Annotated in this window: 15 protein-coding genes, 1 tRNA gene and 1 riboswitch; of the genes, 8 read left to right on the top strand and 8 right to left on the bottom strand. The window is 67.5% G+C overall.

Annotation, left to right across the window (positions count from 1 at the left end; genetic code table 11):
• Window positions 1–8: 8 nt before the first annotated feature.
• Window positions 9–1,262 (bottom strand): lipase family protein, encoded by a 1,254-nt coding sequence (locus M3330_RS06200; RefSeq protein ID WP_255027660.1) that lies wholly within the window; start codon window positions 1,260–1,262, stop codon window positions 9–11.
• A gap of 347 nt (window positions 1,263–1,609) precedes the next feature.
• Here M3330_RS06200 and M3330_RS06195 point away from each other — a divergent pair.
• A tRNA-Leu gene (locus tag M3330_RS06195) sits at window positions 1,610–1,683 on the top strand.
• A 120-nt stretch (window positions 1,684–1,803) separates the two neighbouring features.
• On the opposite strand, the gene M3330_RS06190 is transcribed toward M3330_RS06195, so the two are convergent.
• The 3 genes from M3330_RS06190 to M3330_RS06180 are packed head-to-tail and all read right to left on the bottom strand — an operon-like array spanning window position 1,804 to window position 4,347.
• Window positions 1,804–2,574, bottom strand: a complete 771-nt coding sequence (locus M3330_RS06190; RefSeq protein ID WP_006553864.1) for an ABC transporter ATP-binding protein — start codon at window positions 2,572–2,574, stop codon at window positions 1,804–1,806.
• Window positions 2,571–3,356 carry an ABC transporter permease gene (locus M3330_RS06185; protein WP_019288745.1) on the bottom strand — a complete coding sequence of 262 codons (786 nt, stop codon included), beginning with the start codon at window positions 3,354–3,356 and terminating at the stop codon, window positions 2,571–2,573. The genes M3330_RS06190 and M3330_RS06185 overlap by 4 nt, the downstream gene beginning before the upstream one ends.
• Window positions 3,334–4,347 (bottom strand): ABC transporter substrate-binding protein, encoded by a 1,014-nt coding sequence (locus M3330_RS06180; RefSeq protein ID WP_255028846.1) that lies wholly within the window; start codon window positions 4,345–4,347, stop codon window positions 3,334–3,336. The genes M3330_RS06185 and M3330_RS06180 overlap by 23 nt, the downstream gene beginning before the upstream one ends.
• 36 nt (window positions 4,348–4,383) lie before the next feature.
• Window positions 4,384–4,480, bottom strand: a riboswitch (TPP riboswitch).
• 318 nt (window positions 4,481–4,798) lie between these two features.
• On the opposite strand from M3330_RS06180, the gene M3330_RS06175 reads away from it, so the two are divergent.
• The gene (locus M3330_RS06175) at window positions 4,799–6,511 is read left to right on the top strand and encodes a hypothetical protein (RefSeq protein WP_255027659.1); all 1,713 of its coding nucleotides are present in this window, start codon (window positions 4,799–4,801) and stop codon (window positions 6,509–6,511) included.
• 6 nt (window positions 6,512–6,517) lie between these two features.
• Here M3330_RS06175 and M3330_RS06170 read toward each other — a convergent pair whose 3' ends face one another.
• Window positions 6,518–6,664: a hypothetical protein gene (locus tag M3330_RS06170; protein ID WP_162836409.1), complete on the bottom strand. Its 147-nt coding sequence runs from the start codon at window positions 6,662–6,664 to the stop codon at window positions 6,518–6,520.
• Between the two features lie 220 nt (window positions 6,665–6,884).
• Here M3330_RS06170 and M3330_RS06165 point away from each other — a divergent pair, with 220 nt between their 5' ends.
• Window positions 6,885–7,082 (top strand): hypothetical protein, encoded by a 198-nt coding sequence (locus M3330_RS06165; RefSeq protein WP_006553868.1) that lies wholly within the window; start codon window positions 6,885–6,887, stop codon window positions 7,080–7,082.
• 138 nt (window positions 7,083–7,220) lie between these two features.
• Here M3330_RS06165 and M3330_RS06160 read toward each other — a convergent pair whose 3' ends face one another.
• On the bottom strand, window positions 7,221–7,418 hold the full coding sequence (locus M3330_RS06160) for a CsbD family protein (RefSeq protein ID WP_019288742.1): 198 nt from the start codon (window positions 7,416–7,418) through the stop codon (window positions 7,221–7,223).
• 119 nt (window positions 7,419–7,537) lie between these two features.
• Here M3330_RS06160 and M3330_RS06155 point away from each other — a divergent pair, with 119 nt between their 5' ends.
• Window positions 7,538–7,714 (top strand): hypothetical protein, encoded by a 177-nt coding sequence (locus tag M3330_RS06155; protein WP_162836410.1) that lies wholly within the window; start codon window positions 7,538–7,540, stop codon window positions 7,712–7,714.
• 29 nt (window positions 7,715–7,743) lie between these two features.
• On the opposite strand, the gene M3330_RS06150 is transcribed toward M3330_RS06155, so the two are convergent.
• Together M3330_RS06150 and M3330_RS06145 are read right to left on the bottom strand one after the other, a co-directional pair.
• The gene (locus M3330_RS06150) at window positions 7,744–8,763 is read right to left on the bottom strand and encodes a magnesium transporter CorA family protein (RefSeq protein WP_037216292.1); all 1,020 of its coding nucleotides are present in this window, start codon (window positions 8,761–8,763) and stop codon (window positions 7,744–7,746) included.
• A gap of 57 nt (window positions 8,764–8,820) precedes the next feature.
• Entirely contained in the window at window positions 8,821–12,321 is a 3,501-nt protein-coding gene (locus M3330_RS06145) for a serine/threonine-protein kinase (RefSeq protein ID WP_255027646.1), read from the bottom strand.
• 159 nt (window positions 12,322–12,480) lie between these two features.
• On the opposite strand from M3330_RS06145, the gene M3330_RS06140 reads away from it, so the two are divergent.
• From M3330_RS06140 to M3330_RS06125, 4 genes are all read left to right on the top strand, one after another.
• Entirely contained in the window at window positions 12,481–12,837 is a 357-nt protein-coding gene (locus tag M3330_RS06140; protein WP_006553871.1) for a hypothetical protein, read from the top strand.
• Window positions 12,838–12,844: 7 nt separating this feature from the next.
• Window positions 12,845–13,987 carry a class I SAM-dependent methyltransferase gene (locus tag M3330_RS06135; RefSeq protein ID WP_071934510.1) on the top strand — a complete coding sequence of 381 codons (1,143 nt, stop codon included), beginning with the start codon at window positions 12,845–12,847 and terminating at the stop codon, window positions 13,985–13,987.
• A gap of 96 nt (window positions 13,988–14,083) precedes the next feature.
• A complete protein-coding gene (locus M3330_RS06130; protein WP_071934511.1) occupies window positions 14,084–14,926 on the top strand; it encodes a Bax inhibitor-1/YccA family protein in 843 nt (280 codons plus the stop codon).
• 119 nt (window positions 14,927–15,045) lie between these two features.
• Window positions 15,046–16,431, top strand: coding sequence for a cystathionine beta-synthase (locus M3330_RS06125; protein WP_006553874.1), 1,386 nt, complete (start codon window positions 15,046–15,048; stop codon window positions 16,429–16,431).
• Window positions 16,432–16,441 lie beyond the last annotated feature (10 nt).

The raw sequence follows: 16,441 nt of genomic DNA, 5'->3' as shown, positions 1-16,441 counted from the left end.
AGCGGTGTTCATACCGTCCCGCAGTCCGACGACGGCGCAACGCCGGCGAATCGGCCGTCGAGGAAGTCCAGCGCACCCGGCAAGCCGATCACGGCGGCAGTGATGTGATCCGGGCTCGGCACGAGTTCGGTCCGCACCGCCACCCCGGCGTCGCAGTACCTGCGCAGCGTCGTGGAGATCGCATCGAGAGGAATCAGCACGTCGGTCGGTGAATGCCACTCGTACACCGGGGCATTCGGCACCGTCGCGACCTTCTCGACGCTGTTCTCCATCAGCACCTCCTGCACGGTCGGGCTGTCGAGCAGGGCAAGGCCCGCCGCCGCGTCGGCGACGTCGGCCATGCTGCGACCGGCACCGGCGAGCAGGATTTCGTTGGTGCACGCGTTGGCGATGCGGTCGCGCAGTTCCCGCCCCGCACCGTTGAGCTGCTCGCTGACCGGCATGCGGTCCGGGTACTCACGTTCGAGGCCGAGGGCGGCCGCCATCGCCAATCCGAAGGCGGGATGAGCGGATTCGCCGAGTTCCCGGGCCATCTCGCCGATGTCCATCGGGACGCCACCGTAGGCGGAGCCGACGATCGGGATCTCGGGCGCGTAGGTCGGGGCGAGTGCTGCGGCCATCGCTGTCGCCATCCCGCCGCCGGAGTAGCCGGCGATGCCGACCGGACTGTCGGCGAGTTCGAGCGGTGCGTAGCGTTGCGCGGCCCGGATGCCGTCGAGGGTGATCTGCCCGCCGACCTTCGCGGCGCCGTAGGCGCTGTTCGGTCCGAGATGATCGGGAACGGCCAGCGACCAGCCGCGCTGGATCGCGATGAGCAGGCCGGGAGACTCCCGGATCCCTCGCAGTGGGTTCGGTGCGTACAGCGCCGTCGACGGCGCGCATTCGAGCCCGAGTGCGTTGATGATGGCTTGGTACGAGACGAGCGGACGACCCGGCGCCCCACCCTGAGGGGACAGCACGGTGGTCACTGCGGAGAGCGGTTCGCCGGCGGAGTTCGTCGACCGGAACTTCAACTGGACGGCGTCGGTGCCGGGAAATCCGAGCGGCGGCGGAAGGACGCGCGCGGCGAGGACGTCACCGGGCTGCCGATCGGCGATGTCGTCGGGGGTGCTGTAGAAGGAGTCGTTCACGGACGCGGGGTAGACGATGCCTTCGGCCTGTGCGGAGGGTGCGGCCACCAGGCTCGGCGTCGCTGCCAGGGCCATGACGGCTACTGCGGTGGCGAGTCGCCCGGTCAGTGGGCGTGCGGTCGTGAAGCGCATCCATGGTCCTTCTCTTCGTGCCCGGTTCACCACCCGGCTGTCCGCTGTGTACTTGTCTCCCCGCAGGATGTCGGCCGGAAATCGAGGTGCGTTACAGCCCGGGCGAGGAGCACATTCGAAGTCGGATCCGAGGAGGTCGAGGAGCAATGAGGATCGAACCTTGCACGGCCGAACGACGAAGTGACGTACTCGATCTCTCCCTCCGGGCGTGGCCTCCCGTCCTCGGGCTGTACCGGCCTCCGTCTACGAGGGGACAGGATACGAACGCCGTCCCGTCGCACGGTACTTCAAGAACCTCGCGCCCCGGCGCGGTGGTGGACAGTCGTGAACGCTAATGTGATCCCCACGCCCCTATAGCCCAATTGGCAGAGGCAGCGGACTTAAAATCCGCACAGTGTGGGTTCGAGTCCCACTGGGGGCACAGGTCCGGGGTCGTCCCCGATGCATCCGCTACCGCTCTCGCTATCCCCTACAGCAATTTGCCGTAGCGGATAGCGAATCTTGTAGCGGATGCACTGGTGGCGAACAGTTCGGCCGGCGACTATCCCGAGGGCAACCTCTGCTGCTCCTCGTGTCGTGACCGGTGCAGGACCTCCATGAGCTCGTGTTCGAGCGCCACGAACTCGCTCGACACGCACGTCTCCAGGGTTCGAGGTCGGGGCAGGTGCACACGCACCTCGTGCTGCACCCGCGTCGGTCGCGGACCGAGGACGACGACCCGATCGGACAGCAACACCGCCTCGCGGACGTCGTGCGTCACCATCAGCACCGTCCACCGATGCTGCTGCCACACCTGCTGCAACCACAGTTGCATCTCGGTGCGGGTCAGCGAATCGAGTGCGCCGAACGGCTCGTCGAGCAGGAGCACGTCGCGCCCCTGCAGCACCGTGCGTGCGAGCGACGCGCGTTGACGCATACCGCCCGACAGTTGGTGCGGGGCAGCGTCCTCGAAGCCGGCCAGGCCGAAGGTCGGCAGCAGTTCGCGGGCGCGGGCACGAGCGTCGGATCGCTGTACACCCTGCACCTCGAGCCCGAGTGTGCAGTTGTCGAGCACCGTCCGCCACGGGAACAGCAGGTCCTTCTGCGGCATCAGCGCGACCTGCCCGGGTGCCGCGGGGGAGTCGCCGACGAGAACCTCTCCGGTGTCGGGTTGCTCGAGTCCCGCGACGATCGAGAACAGCGTCGACTTGCCGCACCCACTCGGCCCGATGAGGGACACGAACTCGCCGGGCTCCACAGCACAGTCGATGCCGTCGATCACCGCCCGGTCGCCGTACGACTTGTGGACCGAGGCCACCGTCACCGCATTCATCTCTCACCCCTCGTGAGCGCCCACGGCGCGACCATCCGTTCGACGACGAACGTCAGCGCGTACAGCAGGAGTGACAGAGCAGCGGTCACCACTACGGCAGCGAGCACGAGATCGGTGCGGAACGAGTTCTTCTGCGTGCTCATGTAGATGCCCAGACCGGATGTCGCGCCGACGTATTCGGCGAACACCGCACCCACGACGGCGTAGGTGATGCCGATCCGCAGGGCGGTGAAGAAGCGGGGGAGCGCGGATGGCAGGCGCACGTAACGGAACTGCTGCCACCGCGACGCGCCCATACTGCGTAGCAACGCGCCCGCCTCCCGGTCGGCCGCCGCGAACCCTTCGAGCAGCCCGATCGCGACGGGGAAGAACGTCACCAGCGCGATGACGAGGATCTTCGGTAGCAGTCCGAAACCGAACCAGATGATCATCAACGGCGCGATCGCGATGATCGGCAGGGTCTGCGACACCACGAACAACGGCACGAGGGCCCGCCGCAACCAAGGCGAGAAGTCTACGACGATCGCGAGGGCCCACGCCAGTGCCAGCGACACGGCGAACCCGACCATCGTGACCTGCAGAGTGGACCAGGCGTGCCCGGCGATGTCGACGCGATGAGACCACCCCTGCGTGAGAACGCGTGCGGGGGAGGGCAACACCTGCGGGCGGACACCGCTCACCACGACGTACGACTGCCAGATCGCGACCAGAGCCCCGGCGATGAGCAGCGCGGGAAGGAGCCGACGTGCGCGGCCGATGCTATCGGTCTTCGAGGTAGTCATCGGTGACATAGGTCGACCAGTCCGGCTCGGTCGTCAACGGGCTGCCGTCGGGTCCGGACAGCACGCCGTTCTCGTACAGGAACCGGGCATAGCCCGACCATTTCCCGGCGTCGAGGACTCCGACGGCGCCGGAGGCGTCACGCATGTACTCGGCGGCGAGCATGCGCTGGCTCTCGTAGACGAGTTCCTCGTCGGGGAAGGCCCCGGGGTTCGCCTCGAGCAGAGCCCGGGCTCCACGATCGGGGTCGTCGGCGGCGATCCGGTAACCCTGGTGCAGCGCCTGCACGAAAGCGCGTGCCTGCTCCGGGTTCTCCGTCATCCAGTCCTCGTTGCCGTCGACGACGATCGCGTACGCGTCGGGGAAGCCGTAGTCGGTGAAGCCGAAGTACCGCATGGGCAGGCCGCGGTGCTCGGCCTCGAGACCCTCCCATGCCAGGTACGACACGGTGAAGTCGGCGGTCGACGAGTAGACGGCCTCGTACGACGACGTCCCGAGCGTCACGTTCTCGAACTCACCGCGACCACCGTCGTTGCGGATCACTTCGGCGAGCATCTCGTCCTCACCGGGGTTGGCGAAGCCCGCGAAGGTCTTGCCGTCGAGATCCGCCGGCCGCGTGATCTCGGCGTTGTCGGCCCGCACGGCGATCCCCGTCGCCCAGTGCTGCAGCGGTGCGAGGACCGCGACGGTCCGGGACCCGGCGGCTCTGGCGATGGTCGATGTGGCGTGCGTGGAGATTCCGAACTCGGCGCTACCCGCGTCGACGAGGGTGTCGGGGGTCGCGTTGTTGTACGGCAGGATCTCGACGTCGAGACCCGCATCGGCGAACAGACCTTCCTGCTGCGCCACGTACAGGCCGGTGTGATTGGTGTTGGGCGTCCAGTCCAACGCGAATCGGATGGTGTCGCTCCCGGAATCGGACGAGCACCCGACGACCGCGGAGAGTGCGGCGACGAGGGTGAGCAGTCCGGCGAGAGCCCGCCGCGCCTTCACTGCGCGGGCAGGGGACGGATCGATGTGGGTACAGGCGTGGTCATGTCGGGACATCCCTTCGTCAGCATTACCTGGTCAGGTTCGACGGGTGTGATCTCAGCCCCGCTCGTGCGGAGCACCCCGTGTCACGGGCGACCCTAGCACCATGCCCTCCTGGGGCCGCCGGGACGGGAGCAGAACGGAAGATGTGACCCGAAGTTACGGAAATGCCCAGGTCAGGATGTCACCCTCACATTTCACCCGCAACGGAAGGATCGAAGATCCCGACTCTTCGAGTGATGGTCCCTGCCACTTCCCCCGAACGGCAGGGACCGTCGCTCTGCGCATGTCTCTCCCTTGCGCGGACGATGAAGGGCCGTCGGTGAACTCCGACGGGTCCGTTCTTCTGTTGTTTCCGTAGACCCGACTCCCGCAACGGTGTTCAATACGCACGAACCGATCGGGGGATGGGATGCGCGCAATGATGGGCGCCGCGATGGCTGCGGCGGTGATGGGAAGTGTCCTGACGGCATCGGTGGTGTCGGCGGAGACGAGCGGACGCACCGAAATGCCGTATGACTCGTCGGCGCCGCTGGCCGGCGAGGTGCTCGGGTCCGTAGTGTCGATACCCGCGCCGCTGCCGGCGGAAGCGGGACCGCGACCCGCCGCGTGCGACCGGTTGTCGTATCTGCGGTGGCGGTCGGCCGACGGACCGGAGAGTTCGGCCGACGCCGACCGGATCCTCGTCGCCCAGCCCGGGATCTTCGAGGGAGCGGGCGCGTTCGAGAGCGTCGCGCGCAACACCGTCGTCGCGGCCGCGGCCCGTGGTGCCCACGTCGAGTTCTGGGCACTCGACCGGCGATCGAACTGCCTCGAGGACCACACCGGTACCCGGGCGGCACTGCGGACGGGTTCGCTCGACACCGCGACCGACTACTACTTCCGCGGTGCCGAAGTGGACGGGCGACGATTCGCCGGCCACGCGAGCGGCGCCGACGTCGCGTGGCTCTCGCATGTCGGCATCGAGCAGACGCTGCGCGACCAGTACGACCTGCTGCGTCACGAACTCTCCGACCCGGAACTGCGGAAACGGAAAGTGTTGTGCGGCGGACATTCTCTCGGTGGTTTCATCACCGGCTACTTCGCGGAATGGGACTTCGACGGAGATCCCGCCACCACGGGCGACGCCGGTTACAACCAGTGCGGCGGGTACTTTGCGCTCGATACGGTGATCGAGGCGGGAGCGCCCTCCCCCGGGCAGAGTGCCCTCCCGGATCTGCCCGAAGCGGTCTGGGCGCCAGTCGATGCGTTCTTCGGCTCCATCTCGACGGCATCGCCGGTGCTGGCACTTCCCACGGTCATCAATCCCGAGACGACGAATCTGCTCGCACTCACCGGACTCGCCGCGCGACTGGACCCGGACAGCACCGACGGCATTGTCCCGCGCATGCCCGACAACCCGAACATCGACTGGACGTTGCGCACTCTGTTGTCGGGGGACTACGCGATGTTCGCGACGGGCGACCCGGATGTGCGGACGTTGAACGCGACCAACGAGGCGGTGCTCGGCGCGATCCTCGACGACAATTCGCAACCGCTGGGGTTCCTGCAGGTGAGCGTCGGATTCATTACCGGGGCGCCCGTGCGCGACAAGCTGTTTCCTGTTCCCGCCACGCCGGAGGTGCTCGGGTCGGGATTCTTCGGCGATGCGCTCAAGGCGTCGCCGGCGGTGTTCGCGGATCCGGGAGTCGTCTACCGGTGGCTCGACTACGACGAGGTGGGCACTGGGGCGTCGTCACCCGACGAGGCGCGGTACACCGATCGGGGGAGCGAGGTGACGTCGATCGCGGAGCTGGCGCGGAATCTGTCGGAGCCACCACTGGATTTCACCGAGTGGTACTTCCCGTCGAGGCTTCCGTTCGACCTCGTATCGGCGACCCGCTTCGAAGGGCATCTCCACCGCGACGGTGTCGCGCGCAATCCTGTGGTGACGCTGGTGGCGAGCGGCGGGATCCCGTTGCCGGAGAAGGATCATCCGAACGAACGCAGGTGGGTGCTGCCCGGATACAAGCACATCGATGTACTCACTGCGGCCGCCGATCAGAACGACGGGCGGCCCGAGCAGGTATCGCAGACGCTCGCCGACTTCGCAGCCGACCGAGTCGGTAGCTTCACAGTCGGGTGATGCGGATCAGGCGCCGCGCGCGGAGAAGATCGAGGTGTAGTCGTGGGGACCGCCCACTTCGGCGACAGCGGTGACGGGTTCGGTCTCGGCGTCGGTCTCCGGAGTGGTGGGCGCGAGGAAGAGGGGTCCGTCGAATTCTTTGTTCTGGCTCATGGCCGTCCTTTCGGGTGCGGCCGGGTAGTCCCCGGCCGTGGGGCAGTGCGAAGAAGAGGGGCCGCGGTACACGCGGCGGGGAACTCTCACGTCCGGTTCGGAACCTTCGGGCACTGTGGTGCGAGGTTGCTCATCATGTGCGAGCCGAACGATGTCTCCACCCTACACCAGAAGGGTCGCGCGACGTTTGACCGGCGAGTCGCGTGGGAAGACACTCGGCATGGCTACCTACAGAGTGATCGACCCGACCGGGAACGTCGTGGATACCAAGGAAATCGAGAGCGCGGACGACGCGCACGCCTGGTTCGTCGACCAGCGCGCCGACAACAGCGAACTCGGCTGGCGTATGGAGGCGCAGAACGAGCAGGACGGTACCTGGCACTTCTTCGACGACACCGAAGGCACCTCCTCGAAGTAGTCCCGGCAGCACCCCGTGAGAGCGGGGTGCTGCACGCACCGACACAGCGCGGTGCCGAGCACCTCAACAGCGCGGTGCCGAGCACCTCAACAGCGCGGTGCCGGTAGTCGTAACTACCGGCACCGCGCAGTTCAAGGGCTACTTCTTGAAAGCGTCCTTGACGTTCTCGACGGCATCCGAGACCTTGTCGCCTGCCTGCTTCAGACCGCTGGAGGCCTGGTCACCGCGACCCTCGGCTTCGAGATCACGATCGCCGGTCGCCTGACCGGTGTTCTCCTTGATCTTGCCGCCCGCTTCTTCTGCCTTGTGCTTTGCCTTATCGACGAAGTCGGCCATGGGGTCCTCCTGTGTCATCGAACGTTGCTCTGACGGAGTACCCCACCCGAACAGCCTGAAACCGAACACGACCGGCTCGTCCGTGTCAGACTTCGACACAGACAGCCAGGAGGAGACCGATGTCGCATCCCACCAACTCCGGTCCCGAGAACAACGACCCGATCGGGGACGCGCCCGACGCCGATCCCGAACTCGTCCGCGACGGGCCGGTGCAGCGCCGGCGTTCGGCGGGTGCGGTGATCGCAGCCGTCGCGGTGGTCGTCGTGATCGTCGTGCTGCTCGTAGTTTTCCTCTGAACAGAGCCGTTCACCGAGCAACGCGGGGTTCACAACCAGTCGCGGCGCTTGAAGAGCACGTAGAGCACGATCGCCGACACGACCATGATCCCGACCCCACTCATCAGTCCCCAGGCCTCGCCTACCCCGGGATAGGGCACGTTCATGCCGTACCAACCGGTGACGGCCGTGGGGACGGCGATGATCGCGGCCCATCCCGTCAGTTTCTTCATGACGATGTTCAGGCGCGCGTCCTGCAGCGACAGGTTCGTCTCGAAGACGGTGTTCACCATCTCGCGCAGTGAATCGGTCCACTCCGCAGCACGCATCACGTGGTCGTAGAGGTCGTTGTAGGAACTGTCGAGTTCGGGGTGGTGGTTGCTCTCGGCGCGGGTCCGCAGGACGGCATTGACGACCTCGCGCATCGGCAGCACAACCCGCCGGAGCTGCACGAGTTCCTTGCGGAGCCGGTAGACGCGTCGCTGGATCTGCCGGGTGGAGGCGCCGTCCTCGAAGAGGCAGTCCTCGAGGTCCTCGGCGGCGTCGTCGAGTTCCTGGATGGTCTCGAACTGCCCGTCGACGACCGTGTCGAGCAGGCCGTGGATCAGCGCACCCGGTCCGTACTGCAGCAGGTCGGTGTTCTCGTCCCACCTGCGCACCGCCTCGTCGATGTCGAACGGAGTGCCGCGGCGAACGGTGACGACGCCGCGGGGCAGGACGAAGGCGGAGATCCGGGTGGTGCGGAGCCGGGACTCGTGCGCTTGATTCTCGTCCTCGGAATCCGGAAACAGGTGTGTCGCGTAGACCGTGAGGAAGGTATGGGTGGCGTAGCGGGTGGCCTTCGTGCGCTCGCCGTGTGCGAGCGAATCCTCGACGGCGTGCGGGTCGAGGTTCCATTCCTCGGCGAGTTCGAGCAGAGCCGTGTGCTCGGGATTCCACAGATCCACCCAGACGAGGGCCTCGGGATCGGCGAGATGCTCCGAGACGGCTGAGAGCGGGAAACCTTCGTCGACGAGTTTCCCGTGGGCCCACCGCCGGGTCCGGATGGAGTTGTCGTATCGGTCCGTCACCTCGGCAGTGTCCCCGAAATCGGCGGGCTTCACACCACGTTCCCGTCACGACCGGGCTCACACGACAGGACGATGCTCGGTGTCCACCAATCGCAGCACCTCGTCGACGAACCCGAGGTCGATCCGTGGCCGATCGTCAGGCCGCAGACCCTGTTCGATCCGTACCCGCATCGAGGTGAGCGTGGCGATCACGTGTGGCCCGCCGTCGGTCAGATAGCGCACCATTCCGCGCGCCGCGCACGCGTCGACCACGACGGCCAGGGTCTCCTCGGCCTCCTCGATGCGTCCGGCCGCGTGCAGGCAGGAGGCGAGCAGACGGTGGGCCTGCAGGTGGGCGCGGGGACGCGAGGTGGTGCGCTGTACCCACATCCGCGCCCATCCGACGGCCTGTTCCGACGCCTCGGGCTCCCCGTTCTCGCTGAGCAGCCGGATCGCGGTGGAGTCCTCGATCTGGAGGGTGATCTCGACGGTTCCGTCGGGGTGGGGTGTGGTGTTCTCCGGCATCGTGCGTGTCGAGGGGCCTGGAGTGGCGATTCCGAGCCGGACCCGTTCGTTCTCGATGCGTGCCCGCAGGCGCGGCAGGTCGTGCAGCGCCGCGACCCGCAGTCCTTCGGTGAGCAGGGCGACGGCTTCCTCCCGGTTGCCCTGCAACATCTTCAGGCGCGCAGCGGTACCGAAGCGAGCGATGAGGAAATCCGTTCCACCGCCTTCTATTCCGAGCAGGTTGCTCTCGTCGAGCAGTGCTTCGGCCTCGGCGGTCCGTCCCTGTTCGTAGAGCAGCTCTCCGAGCATGGCAGCGGCGAGACGCCCTCCGTGGGTGTGGATTCCGCCGTTTCGTCGCGCTCGGCGCAGCGCTGTGCGGAAGTACTTCTCGGCCGAGGCGACGTCGAGTCGTTCGTTCGCGGCGATGCCGCACAGGCACTGACCGTAGATCGACGCGAACGGTCCGCGGGTCTCGCGGTGGTAGGGCTCCGCCCATTCCTGCCGCCGGATCGCTGAGGTGAAGTCGAAGCGGAAGATGTCGGCGTACGAGGCGAAGTCGGCTGCGGCCGCCACCACCCACGGGTGCACGGAGGTCGGATTCTCCAGGCACGGCGCGATGAGTTCGTAGATGCCGTCGATGCGGTCGGAGTTCATCAGGATCGACGCCTCGACGGCATCCGCCTCGATGTGGAGTGCTTCGACGTCGTAGCTGTCCGTCACCCCACGGTCGAGCAGTTCCCGTACTGCCGCGAGGGTTCTGCGGCATCGGTCCAACCGCAGCAGCGCACTGTTCGCCCAGGCCTGCGTGAGCAGCAGGCGCGGATCGTTTGCGACGGCCCGCGGCGGCAGTTTGTCGATCAGGGCGAGCAGCGTGGCGATGTGCCCGTGCTCCATCAGGTACATGCCGTCGTCGGCGAGCAGGTCGACGGCGAAGTCGGTGTCGTTGGCGGCGAGGGCGTGGTCGACGGCCTCCTGCAGCATGCGGTTGCGGGCGAACCAGTCGGCGGCGGTGCGATTCAGGTCCGCGACCTTCTCGGGATGGTCGCGTTCGAGACGTCGACGCAGGAAGTCGAGGAACAGGTGGTGATAGCGGAACCACACGCGTTCGTCGTCGACGTGCCGCAGGAACAGGTCGCGTTCCTCCGCCTCCTCGAGCATCGCCTGGCTGCGCGGATCGCCCGTGAGCGCCGCGGCGAGGCTGCCGCTGATCGATTCGGTGATGCTCGTCGCGAGGAGGAATTCGTACATCCGGGGTTCGAGACCGGCCAGCACGTTGTCGGCGAGGAACTCACCGATCGCGTGGTGCCGACCGGTGATGTTCTCGATGAGCCACGACGGATTGTCGCTGTCGCGCAACGACAACGACGCGAGCTGCAGGGCTGCGGCCCAGCCCTCCGTGGTGCGGGTGAGATCCTCCACGTCCTCGGGGCCGAGGTCTATCCCGCCGATGTCGCGCAAGAAGGCGTTCGATTCGTCCACCCCGAACCGCAATGCCGTCGAATCGATCTCGACCAGCTCGTCGCGAACACGCATGCGGCTGAGCGGAAGTCCGGATCGGTTGCGGCTCGTCACCACGAGCTGCAGGTGATGGCATCCGCGGTCGAGCAGGAACTCGAGGGCAGCGACGGTCTCCGTCGACGTGACGCGGTGCCAGTCGTCGATCACCAGCGTCGCCGCGGTGTCGGTGCGGTGCAACTCGTCGATGAGCGTGCACAGTACGTACCGTTCGGCCTCGTCGCCGTGCGCGTCGAGGATCTGGCCCAGTTCGCGCGCGAGGACCGGCCGGATCTGCTTCATGGCCTCGACGAGGTGCGCGAGGAACCACAGGACGTTGTTGTCGTCGCTGTCCACCGTCAACCACGCGACCGGCACTCCCTCGGCGGCGAGTACGTTGCGCCACTGCGTCGCGAGGGTGGACTTACCGAAGCCGGTGGGGGCGTGGATGGCGACGAGACGGCGTCGTCCGCCTGCCCGCAGGAACGAGATCAGACGGCTGCGTTCGATCAGAGGACGTGAGGTCGAGGGCGGCCGGAACCTGGTCGACGGTGCGGTGGACGGACCGGTGCGTCCCGAGACCGTGGACGACCGGCCGGAGACCGTCGAGGCCGGTCCGGTGAGCGGTGGCGCCGAACGCGGCGGGAGCGGGCCGGACGGCGGTGACCCGGGCAGCGCCATCTCGTCGATGGGCAGGTTGTGGGCGCGCTGGACGTCGCGGAGCAGATCGCCGAACTCGGCGGCCGTCTGCGGCCGGTCCTCGGCATCGGTCGCCATGCCGCGCTCGAGGGCCTCGCACACGTCGTCGGGGATGCCCTCGCCGCGCAGGTCGGGGACGGGCTCGGAGGTGATGCGCACGAACTGCGCGACGATCTTCTCGCCCTCCTTCCGCTCGAAGGCGGCGTGACCGGTGATCGCCGCGAACAGGGTCGCGGAGAGGCCGTAGACGTCGGCGGCCGGAGTCGGGGCATGACCGCGCAGCACCTCCGGTGCCGTGAACGCGGGGGAACCGGTGATCTCACCGGCAGTGGTGCGGAAGCCGCCGCCGACGCGGGCGATACCGAAATCCGTCAGCTGCGGTTCGCCGTACTCGGTGAGCAGGATGTTGCCGGGCTTGATGTCGCGGTGCAGGACGTCGGAACGATGCGCCGTCTCGAGTGCACCGGCGACCTTCACTCCGATCCGGACCGCCTCCGGCCAGGCGATCGGTCCGTGCCGCCGGATGCGGGTGTCGAGAGAGTCGTGCGGGTGATAGTGCATCACCAGATAGGGCAGGCCCGTGTCCGTCGCGCCGGCCTGCAGCACGGTGACGATGTTGGGGTGGCCGGAGAGCCGCCCCATCGCGCGTTGCTCGCGTAGGAAGCGTTCGAGATCGGCGGGTTCGGGGGAGCGGCGCAGCACTTTCACCGCGACGTCGCGGTCGAGTTCGGCCTGCCGGCAGCGGTAGACCACACCGAAGCCGCCGCGGCCGATCTCCACGGCGTCGGTGAAACCGGCATCGTGCAGCGCGCGCACGATGTCCGTCTCTGCGACGTCGACAATCGGCGCGCGCTCAGTGGCGGCCGGATCGTTCTCGGTCATCGGCGCAATCACCTCGGGAAGCCGTTTCCCCAGGATAGTCTCGAAATGTGCACGCCCGCCGCAGATCGTGCGTCGCCCCTGTTCTAACGTGGTCCGGCCGGACCACGGTGCCTCACCGGGAACGGACGAAACGACACTGCGACCAGAAGTGGGACATAGATGAAGAAGACTCTCGCGGCGCTGTTCGGTGCAGGTGTGGTCCTGCTTGCGGCGGCGTGTGGATCCTCGGACGGATCCGACTCGGCCGAGGAGACCACCACCACCACGAGCACCTCGGCTTCGGCGGAGGCCGGCACCTCGGGCACCAGCGTCGAACTCGGTAAGAGCTACGAGGAGAACTGCGAGGCTCTGCTGCCCTACCTCGACGAGCTCGAGGAGTGGGGCCAGGACCGCGTGGCAGCGGCCCAGGCCGTCGCCGACGCCCAGCAGCAGCTCCCGGCCTGGCAGGATCTCAGCGAAGAGGAGCAGGCCGACACCCTGCGTGCCATCGAGAACGCCGGAAAGGGCGAGTGCTGACGGTCGAGTGGTGATCGACGAGTTGTACGACAGGTTGAGGCGCTTCCCGGATGTGGAAGCGCCCAACCTGTTCGCCGTCGACGGGGCCGATCGCCTGCTCCTCGACGAAGCCGCGCCCGCACTGGAATCCGCAGCGCCGGGCACGATCGTGGTCGTCGACGACCAGTACGGCGCCCTGACCCTGGGTGCGGCCGTCCGGTTCGGCGCGGAGCGGATCCGGGTGCATCAGGACTCGGTGGTGGCCGAACGCGCCTTGGCTGCGAACGCCGAGCGTGAGGATCTCACCGACCGCTACCGTTCCTGCGGACTCGACGCGGACCTGCTCGCCGGTGCCCGAGTGGTACTGCTGCGTCTTCCCCGTTCGCTGTCGGCGCTCACCGAGATCGCCGAGATCGTGGCCCGCCACGCCGACCCCGAGGTCGTCGTGTTCGCCGGTGGCCGCGACAAGCACATCAGCCTTGCGATGAACGACGTCCTCGCTGCGTCCTTCGCAGAGGTCCGCGCGTCGCGGGGACGGCAGAAGTCGCGTGTGCTCACCGCGCGCCGAGCAACGCCCGGACCGGCCTCGTATCCCGTCCGTGAGAGGCTCGACGAACTCGGCCTCACCGTGGTCGCGCACGGGGCCGCCTTCGCCGGCCCGCGCCTCGACATCGGTACCCGTTTCCTCCTCGACTTCTTCCCCCGTCTCGACTTCCCCCGTAACGACACGGACGAGCAGATCGCGGTGGACCTCGGCTGCGGCACCGGCATCCTCGCCGCGATGCTCGCCCGGCAACTGCCCGACGTTCGCGTGATCGCGACCGATCACTCCGCCGCCGCCGTCGCCTCCGCCGCGGAGACGGCCGCCGCGAACGGGCTCGCCGACCGGATCGACACGCTCCGCGACGACGCCGCGAGTTCGATCGCCGCCGGGTCGGTCGACCTCGTGGTGTGTAATCCGCCCTTCCACATCGGCGCCGCCGTGCACACCGGCGCGGCCCACAAGATGTTCGACGCCGCAGCCCGGATCCTCCGCTCGGGAGGACAGATGTGGACGGTCTACAACCGTCACCTCGACTACCGCCCCGCGCTGTCGGGCATCGTCGGGCCGACCCGCGTCGAGGGCCGCAACCGCAAGTTCACGGTGACCAGGTCGGTACGGAGCCGGTAGAGTCCGATTAGTCCGAGCTTTCTCGACGAAACGGGAACTCGTGAGGTCACTGCCTCGTTGAACGGACAGAAGCGACCACGAGAAGGGAAGTGCACGGTGCGCACCACCAGTAACCCGGTGTTCCGCAACCTGCCCAAGCAAGAGGGCGGCGGATACGCCACGTTCGGCTCTGCGACGGCGGGCGCCGCGCAGGCCACCCAGCAATTCGGTCAGCCGCAGACGGATCCGTGGGCACGTCCCACCGACCAGCGGACCATGACGATCGACGATGTCGTCACCAAGACCGGCATCACGCTCGGCGTGCTCGCCGTCTCGGCACTCATCTCCTATGTCCTGGTCAACTCCAACGTCGGCCTGGCAGCTCCGTTCGTCATCGGCGGCGGTCTGATCGGCCTCGTCCTGGTGCTGGTCGCGACGTTCGGCCGCAAGATGGACAACCCGGCGATCGTCCTCGCCTACGCGGTGGCGGAAGGCTTCTTCCTCGGCGCGCTGTCGTTCATGTTCACCGACATCACGTTCGGTGGCGCCGGCGGCGCGACCCTGATCGCGCAGGCCGTCCTCGGCACCTTCGGCGTGTTCTTCGGCATGCTCGTCGTGTACCGCACCGGCGCCATCCGCGTCACGCCGCGCCTGACCCGCATGATCGTCGGCGCCCTCGTCGGTGTCCTGGTCCTGGCGCTGGGCAACCTCATCGCCGGCTTCTTCATCGACGGTGGCCTGGGCCTGCGCGACGGCGGCCCGATCGCCATCATCTTCAGCCTCGTGTGCATCGGCATCGCGGCGTTCAGCTTCCTGCTGGACTTCGACTCCGCCGATCAGCTGATCCGCGCACAGGCCCCCGAGAAGGCTGCTTGGGGCGTCGCCCTCGGCCTGACCGTTACCCTGGTGTGGCTGTACGTAGAGATCCTGCGACTGCTCAGCTACTTCCAGAACGACTAGCAGTACGCCATGAAGACCCCGGACCACGGTCCGGGGTCTTCGTCGTTTCCCAGGGGGTGTTTTCCCAGGGGTGTACACCTTCACCCTGTCGGAAAGCCACGACGTGGGAACATGGAGTCATGCGCATTGCGGATTCCGTCATCGACCTCATCGGAAACACCCCCCTCGTCAAGCTCAACACGGTGGTGAAACCCGGATCGGGGCTCGTAGCGGCGAAGATCGAATACCTCAATCCCGGCGGCAGCTCCAAGGACCGTATCGCGGTGAAGATGATCGATGCGGCCGAAGCGTCGGGCGAACTGAAGCCGGGCGGGACGATCGTCGAGCCCACCTCCGGCAACACCGGCATCGGCCTGGCCCTGGTCGCGCAGCAGCGCGGCTACAAGTGCGTGTTCGTGTGCCCCGACAAGGTCGGCGAGGACAAGCGCAACGTGCTGCGGGCCTACGGTGCCGAGGTGGTCGTGTGCCCGACCGCGGTCCCGCCGGAGCACCCCGACAGCTACTACAGCGTCTCCGACCGTCTCGCCCGTGAGCTCCCCGGTGGCTGGAAGCCCAACCAGTACTCCAACCCGGGGGGCCCGGCGAGCCACTACGAGACCACCGGCCCGGAGATCTGGAACGACACCGACGGCAAGATCACGCACTTCGTCGCTGGCGTCGGCACCGGCGGCACCATCTCGGGTACCGGCCGGTACCTCAAGGAGGTCTCCAACGGTGCGGTGAAGGTCGTCGGCGTCGACCCCGAGGGCTCGGTGTACTCGGGCGGCACCGGCCGGCCGTACCTCGTCGAAGGTGTCGGTGAGGACTTCTGGCCCTCGGCCTACGACCCGTCGATCCCCGACGAGATCATCGCCGTCTCCGACGCCGACTCGTTCGAGATGACCCGTCGCCTCGCCCGCGAGGAAGGCCTGCTCGTCGGTGGCTCCTGCGGCATGGCCGTCGTCGCCGCACTGCAGGTTGCCGAGCGCGAGGGCCCCGACGCGGTCGTTGTCGTGCTGCTGCCCGACGGTGGTCGCGGCTACATGTCGAAGATCTTCAACGACAAGTGGATGGCCAGCTACGGCTTCCTCCGCGCGCCGCTCGACGGCAAGCCCGACGACTCCACCGTCGGCGACGTGCTGCGCGGCAAGAGCGGCGACCTGCCCGACCTCGTGCACACCCACCCGTCCGAGACGGTGCGCGACGCCATCGAGATCCTTCGGGAGTACGGCGTCTCGCAGATGCCGGTCGTGGGTGCCGAACCGCCCGTCACCGCAGGTGAAGTGGCTGGTTCGGTCAGCGAGCGCGAACTGCTCAGCGCCGTCTTCGAAGGTCGCGCAAATCTCGCCGATCCGGTCGAGAAGCACATGAGCCCGCCGCTGCCGAACATCGGCGTGGGCGAGTCGATCGACTCCGCCACGAAGGCGTTCGGCGACACCGACGCGCTCATGGTGATCGACGACGGCAAGCCCGTCGGTGTCATCACCCGCCACGACCTGCTCGGATTCATCTCTCAAGGCCGATAGGACACAGATC

The sequence above is a fragment of the Rhodococcus sp. GA1 genome (assembly GCF_024321955.1).
GTDB classification, from domain to species: Bacteria; Actinomycetota; Actinomycetes; order Mycobacteriales; family Mycobacteriaceae; genus Rhodococcus; species Rhodococcus pyridinivorans.
The sequence above is the reverse complement of the archived record's forward strand: the minus strand, read 5'-3'. Positions and strand labels throughout refer to the sequence as shown.